At 69.4% G+C, this 23349-nt stretch carries 13 protein-coding genes and 2 pseudogenes; 4 read left to right on the top strand and 11 right to left on the bottom strand.

All coding sequences use genetic code 11. The features are described from left to right. Positions 1-344: 344 nt before the first annotated feature. From ACH4TL_RS45050 to ACH4TL_RS45095, 10 genes and pseudogenes are all read right to left on the bottom strand, one after another. Complete coding sequence (locus tag ACH4TL_RS45050) at positions 345-2183, bottom strand: condensation domain-containing protein (RefSeq protein ID WP_398331609.1); 1839 nt, start codon at positions 2181-2183, stop codon at positions 345-347. Positions 2184-2202: 19 nt separating this feature from the next. After that, complete coding sequence (locus tag ACH4TL_RS45055) at positions 2203-3951, bottom strand: ABC transporter ATP-binding protein (protein ID WP_398331606.1); 1749 nt, start codon at positions 3949-3951, stop codon at positions 2203-2205. Then, the gene (locus tag ACH4TL_RS45060) at positions 3948-5642 is read right to left on the bottom strand and encodes an ABC transporter transmembrane domain-containing protein (RefSeq protein WP_398331603.1); all 1695 of its coding nucleotides are present in this window, start codon (positions 5640-5642) and stop codon (positions 3948-3950) included. Before ACH4TL_RS45060 ends, ACH4TL_RS45055 begins: the two co-directional genes overlap by 4 nt. 11 nt (positions 5643-5653) lie before the next feature. Then, complete coding sequence (gene folE, locus ACH4TL_RS45065) at positions 5654-6265, bottom strand: GTP cyclohydrolase I FolE (RefSeq protein ID WP_398331615.1); 612 nt, start codon at positions 6263-6265, stop codon at positions 5654-5656. A gap of 25 nt (positions 6266-6290) precedes the next feature. Next, on the bottom strand, positions 6291-7136 hold the full coding sequence (locus tag ACH4TL_RS45070; protein WP_398331600.1) for an alpha/beta fold hydrolase: 846 nt from the start codon (positions 7134-7136) through the stop codon (positions 6291-6293). Further along, positions 7133-7657: a 6-pyruvoyl trahydropterin synthase family protein gene (locus tag ACH4TL_RS45075; RefSeq protein ID WP_398331597.1), complete on the bottom strand. Its 525-nt coding sequence runs from the start codon at positions 7655-7657 to the stop codon at positions 7133-7135. Before ACH4TL_RS45075 ends, ACH4TL_RS45070 begins: the two co-directional genes overlap by 4 nt. Further along, on the bottom strand, positions 7654-12084 hold the full coding sequence (locus tag ACH4TL_RS45080) for an SDR family NAD(P)-dependent oxidoreductase (protein ID WP_398331594.1): 4431 nt from the start codon (positions 12082-12084) through the stop codon (positions 7654-7656). The genes ACH4TL_RS45075 and ACH4TL_RS45080 overlap by 4 nt, the downstream gene beginning before the upstream one ends. Before the next feature lie 4 nt (positions 12085-12088). After that, a complete protein-coding gene (locus ACH4TL_RS45085; RefSeq protein WP_398331592.1) occupies positions 12089-13867 on the bottom strand; it encodes a non-ribosomal peptide synthetase in 1779 nt (592 codons plus the stop codon). 327 nt (positions 13868-14194) lie between these two features. Then, positions 14195-14437 (bottom strand): annotated as a pseudogene (locus tag ACH4TL_RS45090) (integrase); the annotation flags it as partial. A gap of 497 nt (positions 14438-14934) precedes the next feature. After that, positions 14935-16033, bottom strand: a pseudogene (locus tag ACH4TL_RS45095) (integrase core domain-containing protein). A 349-nt stretch (positions 16034-16382) separates the two neighbouring features. On the opposite strand from ACH4TL_RS45095, the gene ACH4TL_RS45100 reads away from it, so the two are divergent. Further along, positions 16383-19355 (top strand): GH59 galactosidase, encoded by a 2973-nt coding sequence (locus ACH4TL_RS45100; protein ID WP_398331589.1) that lies wholly within the window; start codon positions 16383-16385, stop codon positions 19353-19355. A gap of 244 nt (positions 19356-19599) precedes the next feature. Here the strand turns inward: ACH4TL_RS45100 and ACH4TL_RS45105 are convergent, their stop codons facing one another. After that, positions 19600-19920, bottom strand: coding sequence for an integrase core domain-containing protein (locus ACH4TL_RS45105; protein WP_398331586.1), 321 nt, complete (start codon positions 19918-19920; stop codon positions 19600-19602). Positions 19921-19931: 11 nt separating this feature from the next. Between ACH4TL_RS45105 and ACH4TL_RS45110 the strand changes: the two genes are divergently transcribed. The 3 genes from ACH4TL_RS45110 to ACH4TL_RS45120 all read left to right on the top strand — a co-directional run bounded on the left by ACH4TL_RS45110 (position 19932) and on the right by ACH4TL_RS45120 (position 23090). Next, positions 19932-21035: a 4Fe-4S binding protein gene (locus tag ACH4TL_RS45110; protein ID WP_398331583.1), complete on the top strand. Its 1104-nt coding sequence runs from the start codon at positions 19932-19934 to the stop codon at positions 21033-21035. Between the two features lie 75 nt (positions 21036-21110). Next, a complete protein-coding gene (locus ACH4TL_RS45115; RefSeq protein WP_398331580.1) occupies positions 21111-22409 on the top strand; it encodes an SNG1 family protein in 1299 nt (432 codons plus the stop codon). Positions 22410-22520: 111 nt separating this feature from the next. After that, the gene (locus ACH4TL_RS45120) at positions 22521-23090 is read left to right on the top strand and encodes a TetR/AcrR family transcriptional regulator (protein ID WP_398331577.1); all 570 of its coding nucleotides are present in this window, start codon (positions 22521-22523) and stop codon (positions 23088-23090) included. The last annotated feature ends 259 nt before the right edge of the window (positions 23091-23349 follow it).

Genomic DNA, 23349 nt, shown 5'->3' on the forward strand with positions numbered 1-23349 from the left:
GGTATCTCACACCACACGAGACGCGCCAACGGTTCCGCAACAGCCACACACTCGCAGCGTAGAAGAAGAGTGTCCAGGATCACGGGGAAACTTCAGTGGCTACGATCGCGGAGGACCGGGCTTTGAGGAATGCGGCCCAGGAGCGGTCCACACGCTGCGGCGATGGCTGAGATCTGGCCAGATCCGAAGCAACAGGTCAGCCCAGGTGACAAATTCCCGGAAGCCACAGGGTTTCGCGGAATCCGCGGAATCCGCCGGGCTTCGGTAATTGAACGCGTACGGCCTGCTCTCGGGGAGTATCCCGTGGCCGTTGTTCCTTCTCAGGAACGCGGTGGTGGAGACGATCACGCCGCCGCCCTTGTCATCTTGAGCGCCAGACGGCGTAGCGGCGCCGTACCGACGAAGTCGGCGTACCGGAGCCCGGAGTATCCGCGCTTCCACACCTCGGCCAGGACGGACGGTATGCGCAGGAATTCGCCGCCGTTCTCCGCGTACGTCCGGGACGTCTTGAGTGCGACCTCGGGGTAGATGGCCTCGAAGGCCTCCCGCAGGGCTTTCTCCGCCGCGCTTTCGGTGTTCTCTCTTGGGGCTGCGGCGGTTCCGGTATGCGCGACCACATAGCGGTGCGGCTGGACGGTCGACGGGAAATCACCGGCCACGTCCCGCAGGTACTCCGCAATGTCCTGCTCGGTCAGGTCCGGGCTCTTCGCCACGACCCGGGCGACGAGCTCGGTGGTGTCCTCCTGGGGGGTGGTGAACACCTCAGCTTCGGCAATGCTGGGGTGTTCGGTCAGCAGTGCCGCGATCTTGTCGAGGTGGACCCAGGCATTGTCCAGTGACACCCATCCGCGCTGCTTCCACGGGGCGTCGAGCTCCACACAGGACACCAGTTCACCCACACGGGCGTCGGGGTCCTCGGCGATCCGTGACATCAGCCTGAGGAAGGTCTCCACCCAGGGCACTCCGGAGCTCTCCGGCATTACTTCCGTGGGTGCCCTGACCGCGATCTCCAGCCCTCGGTCCGACAGGGACGCGTCCACGAGCATGCCGGCGACACGGTAGTCCATCCTCGTCCGCGCGACGCGCTCCGGCTCGGCCGACCTGTCGGCGAACAGCGGCTCCTTGTTGGCGTAGTGATACTCGAACATGATGCCGGGTTGGATCCTGGCACCACGCCGCAGTGCCTCGCGGGACTCGCGCATCACCAGGTCCCCCACGTGGTACCTGGCGTTCATGTACATCTCCAGCAAGGAGAGATGGCAGGTGCGCAGGGCCTTGCGGGCCGTAAGGTCGCGGGGCAGGTCGAAGACGATCCGGCCTCCCCCGGCCAGTCGGCACACGCTGTCCTGGGTCGTCTTGTTCCATCGGTTCGCGAACACCGAGGTCATTACGCACACGTCGTGCTCGGTCCATCCGGCTACAAGCAGCGCGAGCACGCCCTGCACGACGGTCGGCCCGGTCACCTGGCAGGTCTGCGCGATACGGGCGCACAGCTCGGCGCCGCGCTGGGAGACCACCGTCGTCTCGTAGCTTACGGAACCATCGGGCGCCGGCCAGGAGAAGGGGATCGAGGCATGCGGGCCGCGCCTCAACTGCTGCTGCCAGTAGGCGAGCGCCCGCCGGTTGGCCTTCTGCTGCTCCGCCGCGTTCTCCCACTCGGCATGGTCCAGCGGATGCGGCCCCGGCCCGCCCGCCGGCAATGGCGTGCCCGGTTCCCGCAGGAGCAGCTCCAGGTCGTCGCGTACCTTCTCGATCGCGACCCCGTCGACGGAGATCTGCCGGAACACCACGAGCAGATCCGTCACCCGTTCCTCCGCCACGCCGACGACGGCGAAGCAGGAGGAGCGCTCGAACACCCCGGTCGTGGGGACGGATCGCTCCAGCGGAGACACGTCGTCTCCGGTGCCGTCCGCGGGCACGACGATCAGCTGCGGCGCGCACTCCGCGTGCACGAGCTGGCGCGGCGCGCCGGAGGCGTCGCTGTCGTAGGTGGTGCGCAGTGCCTCGTACCTCTCCAGCACAGTCCGTAACGCGTGCCGTACCTCGTCGACCGTCGCCCCCGCGGGAACGGCGATGCGCTTGGCGTAGGCGTCCAACGGCCCGTCGCCCCGTACCGGTTCGCTGTCCAGCAGCCAGTACCAGTGCTGCGCCCAGCCCACCGGGCCGGAACGAATGACGTCCATGCACACACTCCTGTCGTTGTCAGGAACGGCCACTGCTCCACGCTTCCCACAGCTCCGCGTAGGTGCCCCGGGACTCGACGAGTTCGGTATGGGTGCCCAGTTCGGTGACGCGGCCCTTCTCGACCACCGCAATGCGGTCGGCTCCCTCGGCTGCCTTCAACTGGTGGGTGATGGTGATGAGGGTCCGGCCGTCCAGGGCCGCGGCCAAGGCGGCCTCCGCCTCACCGGCGGAACGGGTGTCGAGCCCTGCGGTCGCCTCGTCGAGGATCACCACGTCGGGGTCGGCAAGGAGCACTCTGGCCAGCGCCAGTTGCTGTGTCTGGGCCAGGGTGAGGGGGTGGCTGTTCTCTCCGAGCACGGTGTCGAGGCCGTCGGCGAGGTCCTCGAACCAGGTGGCGCCCACGCGGTCGAGCACATCGCGCAAGGCCACGTCGTCGGCCTCCTCCCGGGCGAGCGCGAGATTGTCGCGCAGGCTGGCGGCGAACACATGGTGCTCCTGGGTCACCAGGACGATCGTGCGGCGCAGGTCTTCCAGTGCTATGTCCGCGCTCGGCACGTCCCCGATCGACGCGGTTCCGCCGCGGGGCCGCTCGACGCCCGCGATGAGCCAGGCCACGGTCGACTTGCCGGCCCCGGACGGTCCGACGACGGCGAGACGTTCGCCGGGCCGGACGTACAGGTCGAGCCCGTGGAGGACGTCGGGCGCGTCGTCGTAGCCGAACGTGACCTGGCGTAGGGCGACATCGCTGCCCTCCGTCCGTGCCGTGCGCCGCTCCGGCTCGACCAGGCCGATGCCCTCCACGCGGGCCAGCGCAGCGGCGGCCTCCTGGAACTCGGTGAGCGAGTACATGATTCGGTCCAGCGGCCCGGAGAGCCGGTAGGCGAGCATCGCGCAGGCGACGACCGCCCCCACACTGGCCCTGCCGCCGAGCGCCGCGAGTCCTCCCGCGCAGAGGATCACGGACACCGGAAGGGTGTAGGCGAGGTCGAGGGTGGGCAGGAACCAGCTCTGCATCCGGATGACGCGCAGCTGCTGCCGGTACCGGGCGCCTGCCAGTCGGTGTCCGACGGCCGTGCGCTGGTCCCGCAGCCCGTGGGCGGCGATGGTGCGCGCGCCGGCAGCCGACGCGGTGAGGGCCTCGGTGAGGTCGCCGAGCGCCGCGCGTTCCGCGAGGAAGGCTGGTCGCGCCTGCCGTACGTACACCCGCGCGGCCAGCAGCAGCGGTGGCAGTACGACGGCCAGCATGAGCGCGAGCAGCGGGTCGACGAAGAATGCCGCGGTAACGACGACCAGCACCTCGATGACGGCCGCGAGCACCTCGGGCCCGGTGGAGCGCAGCAGACTGGCGACAGTGTCGACATCCCCGGTGGTCCGCGTGGACAGATCACCGGTCCCCGCACGCTCGACGGTGCGCATGGGCAGCCGCAGGACACGCTCGAGGGTCTGCTCTCTGATGCGCGCGGAGGAGCGATCGCCGAAGCGGTGGCCGAGACGCCGGCCGAGGCGGGTCAGCGTCATCTGCGCCACGACACAGCCGAACAGCGCCGCGCAGACGGCGTCCACCCGGGTGGCGTCCCAGTCGTCCCGGATGCCGTCGACAACGCCGCCGAGCATCACGGGCAGGGCGGCGCCAGCCCCGGCGGCGGCCAGGTACAGCAGGCCGACCGCCGCGACCGTAGCCTTCTCGTGCCCGAGCAGCCGGTAGACGGTATGGCGGACGTCGCGCGGTTCGGCGACGGGCAACCGGAACGACTCCGTGGCGCTCACGGTGCTCCCTTCCTCGTACGGGTGGCGACGAGCCCGCCGGACCGCGCGGCCGCGCTTGCGGGCCCGTCGCTGCCGGTGTGCTCGTCGACGGTGAGCCGCGCCACGTGATCGGCCCTGGCCAGCCAGAGCGGGGACGAGCTGACCACGACGGTGGTGCTGTGCCGCCGCGCCGCCGCGAGGCGCTCGGCGATCCGCGACTCGGTGGTGGCGTCGACGGCCGAGGTGGGTTCCACGGCCAGCAGGACCGGGGGGCGGGCGGCGATCGCCCGGGCCAGCGTGAGCCGTTGGCGCTGGCCGCCGGAGAGGTTGCGGCCCCGGTCGGCGACCGCGCCTTCCAGAGTGCCCCCGAGCTGGGCCAGGACGTCGCTGGCGGAGGCGGTGTCGAGGGCGGCGAGGGCCGTCTCGTCGTCGGGGGCGTTGAGCACGTCGCGGAGCGGGCCGGCGAACAGGTAGTCGTCGTCGGCGACTAGCATCACCTGCTGGCGCATCTCCTTCGGCTCGATCCCGCTCAGCGGCCGCCCGTCCCATGTGACGCCGGCGTCCGGGCCGCCGTAGCCGGCCAGCCGCTCCAGCGCCGCGGCGGCCTGAGCGGTCCGGTGGGCCACGACGACGGTGAGTTTCCCCGCCGGGACCACCAGCCCCGTCGGAGCGTCACGCAGATCGCCGTACGGGATCGGCTCGACGCTCTCCCCTGGGGCGCCGTCCGCGACGGCGAGCGCCGCCACGAGCCGGCTGGCGCCGACGTGTGCGGCGACCACCGCGTGCGCGTTGCCCAGGAGGGAACTGGAGTACATGATCAACCCCGTCGCATAGCCGAAGGCGGCGCTGAGATCACCGACGCTGATTGCACCGGACAGCGCCAGCCGGGCGCCGACCCAGGTCACTGCGGCGAGATAGGTGAGCGGCACCGCCTGTTGCAGGGCCTGCACCCAGGAGCTGGGGTCGGTGACCCGGTAGGCGGAGTCCCGCAGCCGCCGCGACTGCCGGCGGTAGCGCTGAAGGAACCGCTCCTCGCCGCCGATCCCGCGCAGGACCCGCAGCCCGGCCGTCACGTCGGCGGCCTGGCCGGTGAGGTCGGCCAGCTCGTCGCGGTAGTCCCGCTGCCGTCGCTGCAGCTGGCCGAGCAACGGTCCAGCGATCAGCGTGGTGGCGACCACGCCCAGGCCGATGGTGACACCGAGCCACGGGTGGATGCGCCAGACGAGGACCGTGCCGAGCACGAACGCGATCAGGTTCATGGCGCCGTGTCCGACCGTGGAGTACATCGACGCGGTGGCCTCGGTGTCCCCGGTGACCAGATTGACCATGTCGCCGGCCGGGATCCGCCGCCCTTCCCGGCTCGCCCGCTCGCCGAGCCGTTCGGTCAGGCAGCCAGCGATGCGCCGCTGGCTCTCAGCCTCGGCCAGCGCCATCTGCCGGTAGCCGATGACGTAGGTGAGCGGGTTGATCAGGGAGACCGCGAACATGGCGAGCGACCAGGAGAGCAGGGCGCCACGGTCTCCGGCGACCAGCCCCTCGTCGATGATCCGGGCGAGGAACCAGGGCAGCACCATATGGACGACCGCCGCCGCGCCCAGGGCGACGACGGCCACGGCCACGCGGGCGGCCCCAGGGCGCAGGACCCGGGCGATCAGTCTCCGGGGTGTCGTGGCGGCCGACAGGTCCGCCGCCTCGTGGTACGGAACGGGCATCGCACTCCCCCTCAGGCGGCGCCGCGTCGCAGCAGCTCCATGGCTTCGTTACGGGTGCGGGGGTCGCTCTGCAGCGTGCCCCGGACCGCCGAGGTGATGGTGCGGGCGCCCGCCTTGCGTATCCCGCGTACCGTCATACAGGTGTGCTCGCACTCGATAACCACCATGACTCCGGCGGCGTCGAGCGCCGCGTGCAGACAGTCAGCGATCTGCGTGGTCAGCCGCTCCTGGACCTGCGGTCGGCGGGCATAGATCTCCACCAGCCTGGCGAGTTTGGACAGCCCCGCGACACAGCCGCTCGGCCCCGGCACGTAGCCGATGTGGGCTTTGCCGACAAAGGGCAGCAGATGGTGCTCGCAGAAGGACTGCACCTCGATGTCGCACACCATGATCAGCTCTTGGTGGCCCTCCTCGAAGGTGGTCCCGAGCGCGTCAGCCGGGTCGACGCGCAGGCCGGCGAAGAGCTCCGCGTAGGCGTGGGCCACCCGTCTGGGGGTCTCCTTCAGACCGTGGCGGTCGGGGTCCTCGCCCACCGCCACGAGGATGTCGCGGACGGCGTCCTCGATACGGGCCAGGTCGACCGTGCCCCGGGTGCGCACATCCGTGTCCCGGCTGCTCACCAGTCGGGCGGCCACTACGTCCTTCTGATCACTCACGGAATGCTCCTGCGTAGGTCGGGGAGTGGTCGATCACCTCGGCGGCGAAGGCGGTCAGGTGCGCCGCGGTGGCCCGGGGCCGGTCGATGTGGGGTGAGTGGCCGGTGTCCGGAACGGTGACGCAGCGCCCGGAGGGCGCCATGGCGGCGAGGTTCCGGGCGTCCTCGGCAGTGAGCAGCGCCGAGGCCTGGCCGCGCAGCACCAGGACGGGTACGCGGGTCGCGGCCAGCGCCCGGCGCGCGAGCGCCGCCCGTTCGGCGTCGGCGTCCGACGGCGTCCGCCTGGGGGGTTCCGGTGCGGCGTGAGGCAGTCTGCGTGCCGCGGCGACGATGCTGCGGAGCGTGGCCTCGGCCGCCATGGGGTACTGCTCGCGCAGGCCGCTCGGCCTGCCAGTGGCACGGGCCGGGCCCGGGACGGCCGGGCGCGGCTCGGTGGCGCCGAAGTGGGAGGCGAGGGGTTCGACCATGATCACACCTCGAACACGGGGCCGGGCCGCGGCGACGAGCGCGGCCAGCGGAGCCCCGGCCGAATGGCCCACCACGATCGCGGCCTCGGCGGTCACCGGTTCGCCGAGCAGCCGGTCCACCAGCTCTTCGGTGCGCGCCACGGTGCCGCTCGGGGCGGCGCAGCCGGCCGCGGCACCGGCCAGGTCGGCGGCGAGGAGCGTGATCCGCGCGCCCGTCAGCCAGCGGGCGACCGGTGTCCAGTGCGCGGCGGACTGCTGCCATCCGGGCAGCAGCAGCCAGGGGGTTCCGCCCGGCCGCGGCACGGCCGCCGTGATCAGTGAGCCCGTCGCGGCGGCGGCCTCGTCGTCGAAGCGGCCGTCACAGCCGCTCACATCGGTCCCTGGGCGTCCAGGGCCTGAAAGATCACTGCGTTCTTCCGGGACTCGCGGGCGACGACGCGCAGCACCCGTACCCGGCCGGCGGTGCGTTCGCGGACCAGGCGGTCGACGCGCTCGTGCACCCATTCGGCGGCGCCCTCCATGCCGGTGTGGTCCATGATCCGAAGGTCGATGACCCCGGAGCTCCTGAGCTCCTCGAACAACTCCCGCTGGGGATCGTCGACGGCGATCAGGGTCGTGTGGTCGAACTGCTGCTGGAGCAGCGCGCGGACCTCTTTCAGGTCGCCGAAGTCGACCACGAAGCCGGTCTTCGCTTCGAGTTCGCCGCATCCGAACTCGATCTCGAAGCTCCGCTCGTAGCCGTGCAGGAATGAGCACTTGCCGTCGTGCGCCCAGGAGCGGTGGGTGCAGGGCAGGTCGTCGAAGAGCTTGGTGACGGAGAACCTGGTCGGCGGGTGGTGGAGCGGGCCGGGCTCGTCGGCCCGCGTTGCCGGTCGTACGGCGTGGTCGGTCATGCTTCCCCCTGGTTGTCCTGGCCGTGCGTCGTGGCTCGGGTGATCTCCTTTGCCATCTGCGTGATGGTGGGGTTTTCGAACAGGGTGATGGCGCTGAGCACTGTGTCGAATTCCTGGCTGAGCCGGTGGGCGAGCGAGACGCCGAGCAGCGAGTCGCCGCCGAGCGCGAAGAAGTTGGAGTCCGCGTGCAGGTCGTCGGCGCCCAGGAGGTCGGCCCAGGCCCGGGCCACCTGCGCCGCGACCGGGTCGGCCCAGGCGGTGTCGGCGGGCTCGGGAGCCGGCTCGGTCGAGGGACTGGACTCGGCGCCGCGTACCCACTGGTCGATACGGGCGTCGAAGTCGGCGGTGGAGACGAGGACCTGATGGGGCGTGGTCAGGTTCATGAGCCGGCCGTAGATCTCGGCGCCTTCGCTGGGCCGGATCGCGATCTCGGCGACGACGCCGAAGTCGGGGGAGGCGAAGGACGGTGAGACCACGGACTCGTGGGGGGCATCGTCGTCGCGTTCCCGGAAGATCCAGCCGTCCCAGTTGACGGTCATCCACGGGATGTCATCGCTTCGGTGCCGTTCGGCGAACGCGTCCATGTACGCGTTGCCCGCGGTGTAGGCGTAGAAGCCGAGGCCGCCCAGGTGTGAGGAGAGGGAGGACTGCATGAGGACGAAGTCCAGTCGGCGGCCCCGCAGGAACTCGGCCAGCATCAGGGTGCCCTGCACCTTGGGGCGCAGCCGTCGCTCGCAGTCGTCCCGGCCGGTCTCGGCCAGGCTGCGGAAGGCCCGTCGGGTCTCGAAGACACCGGCGGCGTGGACGACTCCGTCGAGTCCGCCGAAGCGTCGGTCGATCTCCTCGAACAGGGCGGCCGTCTGTTCCCGGTCGGCCGCATCACAGCGCACGGCGAGCACCTCGCCGCCGAGCGCCTCCAGCTTGCGGATCCGCTCCGCCCGTTCCGCGAGCCCCGGATCGTCGTCGGGGGCCGCGCCGGGCTCGGTGGGCGGCACCGCGTCCAGCCCGGTGAGGACCAGCCGGGCCCGGCAGGTGCGGACCAGGTAGTCAGCCAGGGTCATGCCGATGCCGCCGAGCCCGCCGGTGATCAGGTAGACGCCGCGCTCGCGCAGCCGCAGCGGCAGCTGTCCCGACTCGACCTCGGGCAGGTGATCGCGTTCGTAGGCGCGCACCCAGCGCCCGCCCAGGGTGAGGGCGACCGCGTGGTCCCCGGCGGGGGTGCACAGTTCCGCCACCGTCTCGGCGACGTCGGGAGCCGCACTGATGTCGATGGAGCGTGCGGTCACGAACGGGAAGTCCTGCGGGATGACCAGCGCGGGCCCTGCGAGCAGGGAACGCTCCGGCGACACGGCCGGGCCGGTGCCGTCGAGCGGATGCACACCGTGGGCGACGATGTCGAGCCGCACCGGAGCAGCGCCCTGGTGGGAGGTGAGGGACTGCAAGCCGAACAGCAAGGTGTAGAAGCCGTGCGCCAGTTCGGTGTCCAGGGCGGCGAGCCGGCCGTCGAGCTCTCCGGAGTCCGTCAGGGCATCCGCGCACCACAGGTGCACGACTCGCTGCACGGGCCGGGAGCGCAGGTCCAGCCCGGCGAGCGCAGACTTGACGGATTCCTCGTCGCCCGGGACGACGTCGTCGAAGGGGCGCAGCAGGACGCATTCGACGCCGAGCGCGCGCAGTTCGGTGACGACCCGGTCGCTGAACCCGTCACGTCCCGCGAACACCAGCCAGCGCTGGCCCGCCACGTCCTCCGGCTGCGGAGAGCGTCGGCGCATGCGCCAGCTCGGGTGATACATCCAGCGGTCGAGGGAACGCTCCCGCACCACCATGCGCTTGCCCTTGCGGACCGCGGCCGGCTCGCTGCCCTCCGGGCGTCCTTTCAGGTGGGGGCCGAGATCCCACACCCGCGAGGGCAGGTCGACCGTGGTCGCGGCCTCGTTGGGCCGGCTCAGGTCGAGCTCGATCCCGGCCGTCCACAGCCCGGCCAGTGCGCGCAGATAGGCGGCGCGGTGGTCGTCGGCGGACCGGCAGGGGTGGACGGTGACGACGTCCGGCGCGCCGGAGAGCACCGCGCGTCCGAGGAAGCCGTCGGGGCTCAGGTCGACGAGCGCCGGACGGGTCTCCTCCACCAGGTCGCCCACCGAGCGGGCGACCGCCCGAAGGTCCACCGGCTGGACGAGGTGCCGCTCCCAGTACGAGGACAGCTGTCCGTCGGAGCCGAGCGTGGGTATCCAGCTGCTCGTCTCCCCGGGCGCGGCCGACCGGGCCCGGGTCGCGAAGGCGGCCGCGGACTCGCCGAGCAGCGGCGAGTGGTACGGGAGGTCGACGTCGGCGTCACGGCTGGACAGACCGGCCGCGGCGAGCCGGTCGCGCAGCTCGTCGGCCGCGTCGGCAGCGACTGCGAACACCGTGCGCTCGTCGGAGAGCACGGCCGCCGGGACTAGGTCCGGGAGTACTTCGGTGGTCTGCTTCGGGCCCGCCTGCACCACCAGCATCCGGCCGACCGGAGCGGTGCGGTCGAGTTCCTCGCCCCGGTCGATCAGCAGGGCCAGGGCCCGGTCGGCGTCGAGGGCCCCGGCGGCGACGGCCGCGGCGTACTCGCCCAGGGAGTATCCGGCGCAGGGGCCGTCTGGCAGCCCTCGGTGCCGTAGTTGCTCGACGACCGCCAGCGCGACCGCGGTGTGCCAGGCATGACGCTGCCCCCGGGGCAGCCGCTCGGAGTCGGCCAGCGCCGTCTCGACGTCCGGGGTGCCGGGGCGGAGCTCGCCCAGCCGGGACCAGTGGCGGCACAACGCGTCCGTGAACACCGGTTCCCACTGCCACAGCGCGCGGGCGAGGGGGCCGAGGTCGGAGCCCTGTCCCGGGACGAGGACGACGGGGGTCACCGCTGCGGAGGCCCAGTCCTCGACGGCGAAGGCGGAGTCGCCCTCCAGCCCCGGGAGCGCGGCCTCCCGGTCCCGGGCGATCACGGCTAGCCGGTACGGCTTGGGCTCTCGGCCCCGGCGCAGGGTCCGGGCCACCGCGTCCAGCCGGACCCGTGGCTCGGCACGGAGGTGATCGGCAAGCCGTACGGAGGTGGCGAGGCAGGAGTCCGGAGTGGCGGCGGAGACTTGGAGCACCACGTGATCAGTGTGCTCGGTGTGCTCGGAGTCTTCGGCCTGCCGGGCGTCCGTGGCCCCGCCCGCCGTGGCCGGGACACCGCCGACGACAGCGTGGACGTTCGTGCCGCCGAAGCCGAAGGAACTGATGCCTATGACCGCGGAGTCGGGATCGGGCATGGGGGCCGCCGCGGCCGGTACGACGAAGCCCGCCTCGTCCACCGACCCGGACGGCTCGACCAGGTTGGCGACCGGCGGCAGCGTCCGGTGCCGCAGCATCTCGCACGCCTTGATGAAGCCCACCACACCGGCGCCGACGCGCAGGTGCCCGAGGTTCGCCTTGACCGAGCCGAGCGCGATCCGGGATCCCGAGCCGTAGGCGGCGGTCATGGCGTCCAGCTCACTGCGGTCGCCCAGCCTGGTGCCGGTTCCGTGGCACTCCACGTAGGTGACCTCGCCCGACTCCACGCCGCCGGCGGCGAGCGCCTGCCGGATCACATCGGCCTGGCGGGAGGACTTCGGGGCGGTGAACGACGCCTTGGCAGCGCCGTCGTTGTTGGCGGCTGACCCGAGCAGCACCGCCCTGATCGGCCATCCCTCCCGCTCGGCCAGGCCCCTATCGGCCAGCAGCACCAGGCCGCCGCCGGAGCCGAACACCGTGCCGGTGGCGTCCCGGTCGAAAGGCCGGCAGACGCCGTCGGCGGCGAGGATGCCGCCCTCCTGGTGGAGGTAGCTCATGGGCTGCGGATGCTCGATGTCCATTCCACCAGCCAGGGCCAGATCGCACTCCCCGGCCCGGATGGCCTGCGACGCGGAGTGGATCGCCAGCAGCGAGGAGGAGCAGGCGGAACCGATCGAGATCGCCGGTCCGGTCAGGCCCAGCTTGTAGGCGATGCGGGTGGCGGCGTAGTGGGGGTCGCCGCCCATCAGGACCGACATGCCCTCCGTGCCGTTCAGGGCCGGATCCCATGTCTGGAGGAGATAGGAGCTGAGGCCGGTGGCGGCCCACACCCCGATGTCGTAGTCGATCACGGAGGGCCGCAGCCCGGCCGCTTCCAGCGTTTCCACGGCGCACAGCAGGAGCAGGCGCTGCTGTGGGTCGATCTCGGCGGCGTCTTTCGGCGAGTAGCCGAAGAAGTCCTCGTCGAACTGTTCCGTTGCCTCCACCAGCCCGTAGGCGTGGACGCGGCCGCCGGCGGTGGCGCCGACGTTGGTTGCGGCACGGGTAACCACGTCCCTGCCCTCGGAGACGAGTTTCCACAGCGCGGCGACGTCCGATGCGCCGGGAACCCGGCACGCGTATCCGAGGACCACGACATCGCGGTCGTTCACTGCATCACTCCTTCTTGAGGGACGGCGCTACAGGGGCGCCGTCCGGGCGTCGGGTCGCCCGCCGCCGGTCGGCGACGCTGCCCTGCGGGTTTGCCTGACGTACTCGTGACTTTGCTGGCGCGACCTGGTCGGGCTGCTCGGAGAGAGCCTTGATCTGGAGGGTGATCCGGGGGTGGTCAAGGAGGAACGACGGGGAGATCTCTCGCCCCAGCTCCCGGGTGAGCCGGGCCGACGCGGCGACCACCCCGAGGGAGTCCACACCGCTCTCGAAGAGGTTGGCGTCGGCGGAGAACCCGCTCCCCAGCAGCTCCGTCCACACGACCATCACGGTGGCGGCGAGCCCGGCGCCCCGGTCCGACGCCCGCGGCGTCCGCCGCAGCGCGGCCAGGTCGGTCTTGCCGTGGGCGGTACGGGAGATCGTCTCGTGTACGACGGTACGGACGGTGACCGGACCGTCGAGCAGCCGCAACACCCGCCGCCGCACCTGGGCTGCCGTCTCGGCCCGCGTCGCCCCCGCGGGGACGACGGCCACCAGAAGGCGTCCGGCCGAGGCGCCGTCGTCGACGGGGTACTCCTCGACGGCCGTGATCGCCTCGGCCACGAGGCCGTCCTCAGTGAGGGCCCGCTCGATCTCGTCGAGGGCTGTCCAGCGTCCGGCGAGCTTCACCCGGCGCTCGCTGCGCCCGGTGACCACCAGCCCGCCGTCGGGGGCCCAGCGCCCCCAGTCGCCCGTACGGAACGCCCGTTGCGTGTCGGCGGCGGCGAACTTCGCCCCGTGTGCGGCGGCGTCCAGATAGCCCGCCGACACCGTGGCGCCCCGCACCTCGATCTCCCCCTCGGTGACGGTGTCGCCCGGGGGAACCGGCACGCCATCCCGGCCGAGCAGTACGACCTCGACTCCTGGGAGCGGGCGTCCGACATGGCCCGCGAGGACCGCGTCGAGCCGCTCGGCGGTGACGAGGTCCGCGGTGATCTGCCCGGAAGTCTCCGTGGCGGCGTAGGTGTTCACTACGACCGGCGGCACGCCCCTCGTACGTCTGAAGACGTCACGCAGCGGTGCCCGGTGGGCCGGTTCGCCACTGAGGAGCAGGTACGAGGGAAGTGGCGCCTTCTCCGCGCTCACCAGGACCGACAGTTCCGACGGGGTCAGACACACCACGTGTGGGCCGGTCTCCTCGGACAGCATCCGGGACAGGGCCGTGAACGTCACCGGCTCCTCGCGTTCGACGAGGACAAGCGTCCCGCCGAACGTCAGGCTCCCGAGCACCTCGCAGACGCTGAACCCGAAGGTCAGCGGATGCATCTGCGTCCAAGTGGCCAGCGGCGGCAGTTGGTCGCGGAACCGGGCGTACAGGCCGGCGAAGACCGCCCGCAGGCCTTCCCTGGTGACCACCGTGTGCTTGGCCGGGCCGGTGCTGCCGGAGGTGGACAGGACGTAGGCCGGCGCGGAGAGCGGCGAGAGGTGGCCGGGCCAGGCGGAACAGTCCGACACGATCGCGCGGACCACCGGCTCGCTCTGCGCTCCCGTCGGCACGGGGGTGAACGCCGCGCCGGCGGCCAGGATCGCCAGCAGGGAGACGATGGTGCGGGCGGTGCGCCGTTCCGGCAGGGGCAGGGCCACGAGCGAGCCGGGCCCCACGCCGTTCCGCCGCAGTGCGGCGGCCTCTTCGACGACCAGATCGTGGAGTCTGGCGTAGGTCAGGTTCGCCTCTCCGTCCCTCAGCGCCGTCGCCTCCGGCGCCGCCGCGGGGCTTTCGAGCGGCAGCCCCAGACAGAGTGCCAATAAGTCGATGGAAATTGCGGAACTCCTCAGCTGGGTCTCGAACGTGCTCTGACGAACCTCACCGAGTGAAGCGCTTCGAAGATGAAGCGCTTCGGAGGATTCCGTGCTTCGCGCAAAAGACTGCGACCGACCCCTTCGTCTTCCCCTAGGTGATCAGCTCTTTCGGATCGAACTATCGAAGCGCTTCGAGGATGGTGTGCCAGGGCGAGGCCTGTGTCAAGAGTGAGGTCGATCAAGAAACGACGCACCGACACCGGGTCCGGTCCGGCGGGCTCGGGCCCCGGCCTACTCGGGCTCTGTCCTTGCCGGAAACCTCATCCGTGCAGGTCACGCCGCATGTTGATATGCGTGGGGGGATGCCGTCGAGGCGGTCGTGTCGGCGTATGTCGAGGCGGGCTATCGCGTCGGGATCGTCGATCGGCGGGGGCAAGGGGTGCAGTGGCCTGGCGTTCGCGATGCCTTGGTGTCGTCGGTGTCCTTGTAGAACTGCTCGAACTCGCGCGGGGTGTGGAGGAGGTGTCGCTGGTTCCAGATCAATGTCCGGTCCAGGAGCTCGCGGCGACAGGTCTGTTGTCCCGGTCGGTCATCGGCAGCAGGCGCAGCATCACGAACGCGTTCGCCACACCCAGGTAAGCCAGTCGCAGCAGCACGATCGATCATCATGACGCACTGACAGCAGCTGTGCGAGAGCGCCGATTCGAGCGACACCCCTGGCCAGCACACAAGCGCCTTCCGTGCCAACTGCCTCACCCCGGCTGGCTCGGGCAACCACCCCTCCGACGTGAGCGGCACGGGAACGGCAGCACCAACCGCGGGCCGGGCTGCACCGAGACGGGAACCAGCCGCCGATGGCCGGACGACTTGGCCCGGCGCATCACCACCGAGCTCCCGCGCAATCGGCGCCTATGGCTGCGACGCGGCCCGGATCCTGCGCAGTTACCACGAGGTCTTCCAACGCACGCCGCCGGGATCAAGGTCTACGTGACGCCCACCACCCCGCGCCCCGGATACACCGACGCATCAACCGGGCCTACGACTGCCCTTGCCGGAAACCTCATCCGTGCAGGTCACGCCGCATGTTGATATGCGTGGAGGATGCCGCCGAGGCGATCGTGTCGGCGTATGTCGAGGCGGGCTATCGCGTCAGGGTCGTCGATCGGTGGGGGCAAGGGGTGCAGCGGCCTGGCGTTCGCGATGCCCTGGTGTGGTCGGTGTCCGTTGTAGAACTGCTTGAACTCGCGCAGCGTGTGGAGGAGATGTCGCTGGTTCCAGATCAACGTCCGGTCCAGGAGCTCGCGGCGACAGGTCTGTATCCAGCGCTCCATGATCGAGTTCATTCGTGGTATCTGGATGCCGCTGAGCACGACGTCGATCCCCGCGTCCTTGAGGACGGCATCGAAGAGGGCGGGGAACTTCCCGTCCCTGTCCCGGATCATGAACCGTGCGCGGTAGCCGAGGTCTTCGAGGTCCATGACGAGGTTCTTCGACGCTTGCGCTACCCAGGAGGCGCTCGGATGCGTGGTGGCGCCCAGGACGCGGATCCGGCGACTGCCGTGTTCGATCACCACGAGCACGTACATCCGTAACCCCGACAGGATGACTGTCTCCATGAAGTCACAGGCCACCAGGGCATCAGCCTGAGCGCGGAGGAAGGTGGCCCAGGTACTGGAGTTCCGCTCGGGGCGCAGGATCGATGCCGGCCTCCTTCAAGATCTCCCAGACGGTGGACGCGCCCACCTTCACCCCCAGCACAAGCAGCTCGCCGTGCAGACGCCTGTACCCCCAGCTCGGGTTCTCCTTCGCCAGCCGCAGCACCAGGAGGCGGATCGAGCGCACGGTGCGCGGTCGTCCCGGGCGTTTGGACCGGCAGGAGGCGGCATGGCGGCGTGCGACGAGGTTGCGGTGCCAACGCAGCACCGTGTCGGGGCGTACGAGCATCCGTAATCTTCGCAGAACGTGCAGCGGTAGCCGGTGCAACAGCGCCGCCAGGAACGCTCGATCGCTCGGCGTGAACCGGACTTTTTGCTCGCCGAGTTGGCGTTCCAGCACGGTGATCTGGTGGCGCAGGGCGAGGATCTCCGCGTCCTTGTCCCGGTCGGTCATCGGCAGCAGGCGCAGCATCAGGAACGCGTTCGACACACCCAGGTAAGCCAATCGCAGCAGCACGATCGATCATCATGACGCGCTGACAGCAACTGCGCGAGAGCGCCGACTCGAGCGACCGCGGCCAGATTTCGGGAAACCCGATGCACCGCCCCCTACCAGGGCGGATGAGGTTTCCGGCAAGCGCAGGTCTCCACCAGGGCGGATGAGGTTTCTTCCTGCGACGGCCACCTCGGCGTCCAAGCGCTTTCCAGCCGGTGAGGGTGCCCAGGCGACCTCAATTGCCGTGAGTGCACAGGGATTGACGTAGAAATCGCTTACTGCGTACGGTCCTTCCGGAATCGCGGACATCTTTCGGTATCTCGAACCTCTGGCGACGGTGCGCGCTACGAGAAGAAGGAGTCGAGGCGGGATGGGTGCACAGCGAAGACTCGGCTGGATGTCGCTTGTCGCGGCAACCACCATGGCACTCGCGGCCGGAGTGATCGCCGCCCCCGCCGCCCACGCCGCGGACGATCCGGTAGAGGTCGTGGTCGACGGGGACGACGTTCGCGCCGACAACGTGAACGGTTTGACCTACAAGGGCCTCGGCGTGCTCAGCTGCAACAGCACGAGCAACCTCCTGATGGACTACAAGGCGGAGCACCCCGGCCGGTACTGGCAGCTCATCCGAGTGCTGTTCGGTGGAAAGAACCCCCTGATCAACCATGTCAAGATCGAGATGGGTTCGGACACGAACACGTCGACCGGTTCCGATCCGGCGACCATGCGCACAGCGGACGAACTCGCCGACGCGTCTCGTTCCCCGGGCTTCCAACTGGCAGCGGACGCCAGGAAGGTCAACCCGAAGCTCAAGGTCTCGATTCTCCGCTGGGTCATGCCCCAATGGGTTCAGAACGAATGGAACAAGGGCACCGGCGCCGACGAGATGTACAAGTGGTACAAGGAGACGATCCTCGACGCCTACGAGAAATACGGGTACATGGTCGACTACGTCGACCCGGACACGAACGAGACGCGGGATCCGAACGAGGCCTTCATCAAGTGGTACAAGAACGCGATTCTGACCGACACGGACTTCGCTGATCCCCGCTACGGCATCCCGGCGGCGAAGCGGGAGAAGGCCGAGAAGGCCTACCACAACATCAAGATCATCGCCTCCGACGAGAACAACACCCTCAATATCGGGCCGTCCATGCTGAGCGATGCGGAACTCTTCGGCATCGTCGACGCGGTCGGCTACCACTACACCACCGAGGACCGGCGCGACGGGGCCGCCGGCAGCGACACCAATCTGCCGTACACCAGGCTGGCGACCGGTGAGAACAAGTACGACGAGGACAAGGAAGTCTGGTACAGCGAGGGAACCGCCTCCTTCGGCTACACCGACTACCGCGTCAACAACACCGAGGGCGCGAACGGAACGAGCACCGGCATCGGCGGCGTCCAAAGCGCCCTCGATCTCGCGAACCGCTCTGTCAAGAGCTACGCCAACTCGAAGCGGACGCACTACATCTTCCAGCCGGCGATCGGCTCCTTCTACGAAGGCGCGCAGTACAGCCACAAGGAACTCGTCAGCGCGCGTGACCCGTGGTCGGGCTACCTCCACTACGACGCGGCCCTCTATGTGATGCAGCACTTCACCCAGTTCGCGAGGACTGGCTGGGAGAACGACACGAACACGGCGGGCATCTGGCGCACCGTGCCGGAGGCCAGTTACAGCGGGGTGAGCGGCACCGTCGACCTCGACGGCTCCAACGGGGCCCCCAGTTATATGACGCTCGCGGATCCCCGTAAGAAGGATTTTTCGACGATCGTCGTCAACGACAGCGACCAGCCCAAGACCTACCGGATCAAAGCCGAGAACATGCGACTCGGTTCCGACCCGACCATGGAGATCTGGGAAACCCGCGGGCCGGACGCGGGCCGGCCCTACGACGCGAACTTCAAGCGCCTCGTCGACGAGATCCGGCCCGGCGGTGACGGATATTACACCTACACGGTCAAGCCGCGGTCGATCGTGACCTTGACGACGCTCGACAAGAGCCACGACAAGGCGACGAAGCAACGCCTGCCCGAGTCCCGGGACCGTACGGTGCTGGACACCGACGCGACCGGCAAGAAGCACAACACCCGCGACAACGTCCTGTACGCCGACGACTTCGGCTATGAGGAGGAGGGCAAGGTCCAGGTCGGCACCGGCAACGGCGCGCACAAGGCGTCCCAGCCCTACCTGAGGTCGCGCGGCAATCAGCCTCGCTACATGGTCGACCAGACCGGCGCCTGGGAGGTCGGTGAGGACGCCAGCGGCAACAATGTCCTGTACCAGTACATGGACCAGTCCATGAAGGACACCGGCGCCTGGAACCGCAACACCCCGAACACGACGGTCGGCGACTTCCGCTGGGAGAACTACCGGGCCACGGTCGACGTCTCGTTCCCGGACCCGGACGGCGGACTCGCCGCCCTGGGCGTCCGTCAGCAGAAGGGCATGGCGATCAGCGACGCCGCCTACAACGTGCGCATCGGACCGACCGGCGCCTGGACGTTCTACGAATACGGCACGGCCGTCGCGTCGGGAACGGTCGCGGCATCCGACAGCTACCGCCTCGCCATCGAGGCGAAGGGCGCGACGATCACGACCTACATCGACGGCAAAGCCGTCTCCACGTACGAGGACCCGACTCCGCAGACCGAAGGCCGCGTCAAGCTCGGAACCGACTTCCACAAGACGGCGTTCGACAACCTGAAGGTCGAGAAGATCGACGGGTACACGCCCTACGCCCGCGCACAGCTCGACAACATGGACAGCTCGGTCACATACGACGGGACGTGGAACAGGAACGCCGCCCTCGGCGACGCGATGGACTGGTACCGGTCGACGTCGACCAGCACGATCGCCGGCGCGTCGTTCACCGTCCCGTTCACCGGCACGGGTATCGATGTCATCGGCGGCAACAACAGCACCGCCGTCCTCGACGTCTACGTCGACGGAAAGCTGATCGCACGGGACGCGAAGACGGCCGCGACCGACAAGCGCCTCGCGACGTACGCGCTCCGCGGTCTGCCCGACGGCGCGCACACGGCGAGGTTCGTCCTCAAGTCCGGAAAGATCGTTCTCGACGCGTTCAACGCCATCTCCGGGGACGTGGACAGTACTGTGGACACGACACCGATCCGGGGCGCCCTGGAGGAGATCGGACGTCCGGCGCGGGCGGAGTACACGGCCGACTCCTGGGCACTGTTCGACTCCGCGTCGTCGGCGGCGAAGGCTGCCGTGGCGGGGCAGAAGGGCCTTGACGCCATCGGCGTCGAGCAGATCACGGACAGGCTCGAAGAGGCTCACGACCGGCTGGTGCGCAATGCCGGCACCGCCGCCCAGTAGGCGCCCTGGACCCGCAGGCCCAGGCACGGTCTCTGTCGGTGAGGGTCGGTTGGCCGACCTGATGTTGCAGGGCCGGCAGTTGGTGCCGGAGTACGAGGATCTCGATGTCCTTCTCTATGTCGCTCATCGGCAGGAGGCGTAGGAACGACAGGGCGTTGGTCGTGGCGAGGTAGGCCGGGCGCAGCAGCACGACAGATCATGATGCCGACCCAGCCCTTGCGGGTGAAGGCACTTGGGGCGAACCTCAACGAGAGCCGAAGATCCGTGAACAGGCTCCCGACCTGCGCGGATGATTTATCGGCACCTGTAGAGGCCGCTGCTGTCGGGCTTGGTGCGGGCGATGGTCGTTGTAGTGGCAGGCGTATGTGTCGAGCACCCGTCGAGCGTGGGCTTCGTTCAAGATCAGCAGATGATCGAGGACCTTGCGCCGGAGCGTCCCGATGAGCGTCGCCGCGTGGTCGGGAACCGCCCGCCGCTTGGGCTTGCATGCTGAAACTGATCGGTTTACGGTGATGGAAACTGATCGGTTTCTCGCCGTGGGGGCGAGTGTGAAAACGAGATTCACCAGGAGATCGGATGACTACCGCGCGCGACGCCGGTCGGCACAGGCCGGATCCGGGGCTTCCGGCGAAGCTGGCTGCGCACCCGTCGGTGCAGGCCGTACTCGCCCGGCGCAGGGCCGGTGAGGACGCAAAGCCGTCGGCGGTGATCGACGCGGCCTGGCTGCGCGAACTCTGCCTGGCGGCCGGTGCGGACGACGCGGCCGCGGTCAGTTTGGACCACCCCGACCTTGTCGGCGAGCGGGAGCACGCGCTGGCCGCGTTGCCCGGCACGCGCACCCTGATCGCGATGGTGGTCCGGATGAACCGCGACAACTGCCGCTCCCCGGCCCGCAGTGTGGCCAACCAGGAGTTCCACCAGACCGACGAGCAGGCCAACCACGCCGCTCGCAGTGTCACCCAAGCGCTGCAGGACGCCGGCTACCGCGCGCTCAATCCGTCGGTTGGCTTCCCCCAGGAGATGGACCGCTTCCCCGGTGAGCGGATCTGGGTGGTGGCGCACAAGACGGTCGCGGTGGCAGCGGGGCTCGGCGTGATGGGTCTGCACCGCAACGTCATCCACCCCAAGTTCGGCAACTTCATACTGCTGGCCACCGTCCTGGTGGACGCCCAGGTGAGTGAGTACGGGCAGGCGCTGGACTACAACCCCTGCATCGACTGCAAGTTGTGCGTCGCCTCCTGTCCGGTCGGTGCCATCAGCAAGGACGGAGACTTCGACTTCCTCGCCTGCACCACGCATAACTACCGTGAGTTCATGAGCGGGTTCACCGACTGGGCGCAGACCGTGGCCGACAGCGAGGACGCCGCCGACTACCGCTCCCGGGTCAGCGATTCCGAGAGTGCCTCCATGTGGCAGAGCCTGGCCTCTCCGCCTGGCTACAAGTCCGGCTACTGCATGGCCGTCTGTCCCGGCGGCGAGGACGTCCTGGGCCCGTACCTGGAGGACCGCAAGACCTTCATGGGCACCGTGCTGCGACCGCTCCAGGACAAGAAGGAAACCCTCTACGTCCTGCCGGGCTCACACGCGCAGGAATACGCCCAGCGCCGCTTTCCGCACAAGCCCGTCAAGGAAGTCACCGGCGGCTGGCAGCCCCCGGCGAAACGCCCCTCATCCTCCTGACCCGAGGGTTCTTCGGTGTACGACGCCTAAGAGGGCTCTGTGCTCGCGCCCACGACGAACCCCTCGGAGTAAGTCATGAATGAAATTCACCCCTTCCGCGTCCTGCGGGCCAAGCCGCTGTGGATCGTCAATGGCGTCATCACGGGTGTCCTCGCGCTGCTGTTCACCGTGTTCTACGTCGGTGCCAACATCGATCCGGTCGATCACATGGAGAAGTTGCCTGTCGGTCTGGTCAGCGCCGACCCGGGGGCCGCTGTCGGTGGCAAGCAGGTCAACCTGGGGACGCGGATCACCGAGTCGATCAAGAAGTCCACTACGAGCGAGGACAAGATCGACTGGAAGCTGATGGACGAGAAGGAGATGAAGGAGGAGATCGGCGAGGGCAAGCTGTACGGCGCACTCGTCGTGCCCTACAACTTCACCTCCTCCATCACCGCACTGACCAGCACCGCAGGCACCAAGAGCCCGGTTCGCCCGACGCTGACGGTGCTGACCAACCAGTCCGCCGGCAGCATGGGCTCCAGCCTGGCTCGGACGGCGACGACGCAGGCGGCCGAAAGTGCCTCGCTCCAGGTGGGCAAGGAACTCACGTCGCAGGGCGGGACCGGGCAGGCGAAACTGCCCGCCGCGGCACGCGTCCTGCTGGCCGACCCGGCCGCCGTCACGGTCAAGGACGGCCATCCGCTCGACCCGCACAGCGGCCTGGGCCTGACCGCGTTCTACTACGCGCTCGTCCTCGTGGTCTGCGGCATGCTCTCCGCCAATGTCATCAGCGGCCAGGCGGACCACGCCCTCGGCTACACCCACAACGACATGGGTCCACTGCGCCTGCACCGCCCGCTGATCCGGGCGACCAGGGTGCAGACCCTGGCCATCAGCAGCACGCTCATGATCGCTCTGTCGCTGCTGATGGGCACCCTGGTCATGGTCGGCGCGGTCGGCGTCATGGGCATGGACGCCTCCCACCTGCCGCTGCTGTGGCTGTACTCGGTGTGTACCATCGCGGTCTCCGGGATCGGTGCGCTCACCCTCCTTGCCGTGTGCGGCACGCCCGGCATGCTGGTCGTCACGCTGGTCTTCATCGGGATGGCGGTGCCGACGGCCGGTGCCACCACCCCGATCGAGGCGCTGCCGGGCTTCTACCGCTTCCTCGCGGAGTTCGAGCCACTGCGGCAGATCACCGGCGGTATCCGCTCGATCCTCTACTACGACGCCCAGGCCGACGCCGGCCTGGCCCGGGGATGGGTGATGATGGCCGCCGGTCTCGTGGTGGCCGCGCTGTTCGGCTTCGGCGTGACCGGCTGGTACGACCGCAAGGGGCTGCACCGCATCCCCGCCGAGACGAAGCCTGATGAGACCGCCGTCCCGGCGTAGCGGAACGTCACCCCCGGACAGGTTCGGCTGTGCGCGGCGCGGGATATCGCCCCGACACACCCTGGAAACCGATCGGTTTCTAATTCAATGAAATCGAGTTACCCTCCCAGTATGACCACCGAGGTGAAGTCAAGTTCCCGAGAGCGGCTGCTGGAGGCGGCGGCCACGCTCACCTACCGAGACGGTGTCGGCATCGGTGTCGAGGCGCTGTGCAAGGCGGCGGGGGTGTCGAAGCGCTCCCTGTACCAGCTGTTCGACAGCAAGGACGAACTACTGGCGGCGAGCCTGGAGGAGCGTGCCTCCGCCTTCGTGGCGAGGCTCCTGCCCGCGGCGGACGATGGGCGCTCACCCCGCGAGCGGATCCTACGGGTCTTCGAGAACGTGGAATCGCAGGCGGGTGCTCCCGAGTTCCGAGGCTGCCGGTACCTGGCGGTGCAGATCGAGCTCAAGGATCAAAGCCACCCTGCGAGCCAGGTGGCGCACCGGATCAAGGGAAACCTCACAGCCTTTTTCCGTGCCGAGGCCGAACAGGGCGGCGCGAGCGATCCCGACCTGCTGGCCCGACAGCTCAGCCTGGTCTTCGACGGCGCCAGCGCCCGCGCGGGAATTGGAGCCGACAACCTCACCGGGCTCATCGCACCCACTGTGGTCACCCTGCTCGATGCTGCAGACATGCGCTGACGCATCGACTCTTCGAGCAGCCTCGGTGACTGCTGTGCTCTACGAGTGAATGCCTGTCCCCGGCAGTCGGAGCAGCTCTCACGGCCTCACCTTCCCGGCGCTCGGGAGGAAGCCTGCGGTTGCCGCGATGGCATGTCTCGGAGCGTAGGCATTCGCATGGGAGGAAGGGTCTGCTCGCGGCCCTTCCACCTCTGGCCGGCGATGCGGCCCGGGATCGTCCCCTCCTTGGGCTTGCGCGTGGAAACCGATCGGTTTACGG

This window comes from Streptomyces sp. NPDC021115 (assembly GCF_044333065.1).
Lineage (GTDB): Bacteria > Actinomycetota > Actinomycetes > Streptomycetales > Streptomycetaceae > Streptomyces.

What these genes read in the sequence shown, in the direction of transcription:
- ACH4TL_RS45120 (WP_398331577.1), top strand. Translation starts at nt 22,521, where the DNA reads ATGACCACCGAGGTGAAGTCAAGTTCCCGAGAGCGGCTGCTGGAGGCG.
- ACH4TL_RS45075 (WP_398331597.1), bottom strand. Translation starts at nt 7,657, where the DNA reads ATGACCGACCACGCCGTACGACCGGCAACGCGGGCCGACGAGCCCGGC.
- ACH4TL_RS45100 (WP_398331589.1), top strand. Translation starts at nt 16,383, where the DNA reads ATGGGTGCACAGCGAAGACTCGGCTGGATGTCGCTTGTCGCGGCAACC.
- ACH4TL_RS45115 (WP_398331580.1), top strand. Translation starts at nt 21,111, where the DNA reads ATGAATGAAATTCACCCCTTCCGCGTCCTGCGGGCCAAGCCGCTGTGG.
- ACH4TL_RS45060 (WP_398331603.1), bottom strand. Translation starts at nt 5,642, where the DNA reads ATGCCCGTTCCGTACCACGAGGCGGCGGACCTGTCGGCCGCCACGACA.
- ACH4TL_RS45110 (WP_398331583.1), top strand. Translation starts at nt 19,932, where the DNA reads ATGACTACCGCGCGCGACGCCGGTCGGCACAGGCCGGATCCGGGGCTT.
- ACH4TL_RS45050 (WP_398331609.1), bottom strand. Translation starts at nt 2,183, where the DNA reads ATGGACGTCATTCGTTCCGGCCCGGTGGGCTGGGCGCAGCACTGGTAC.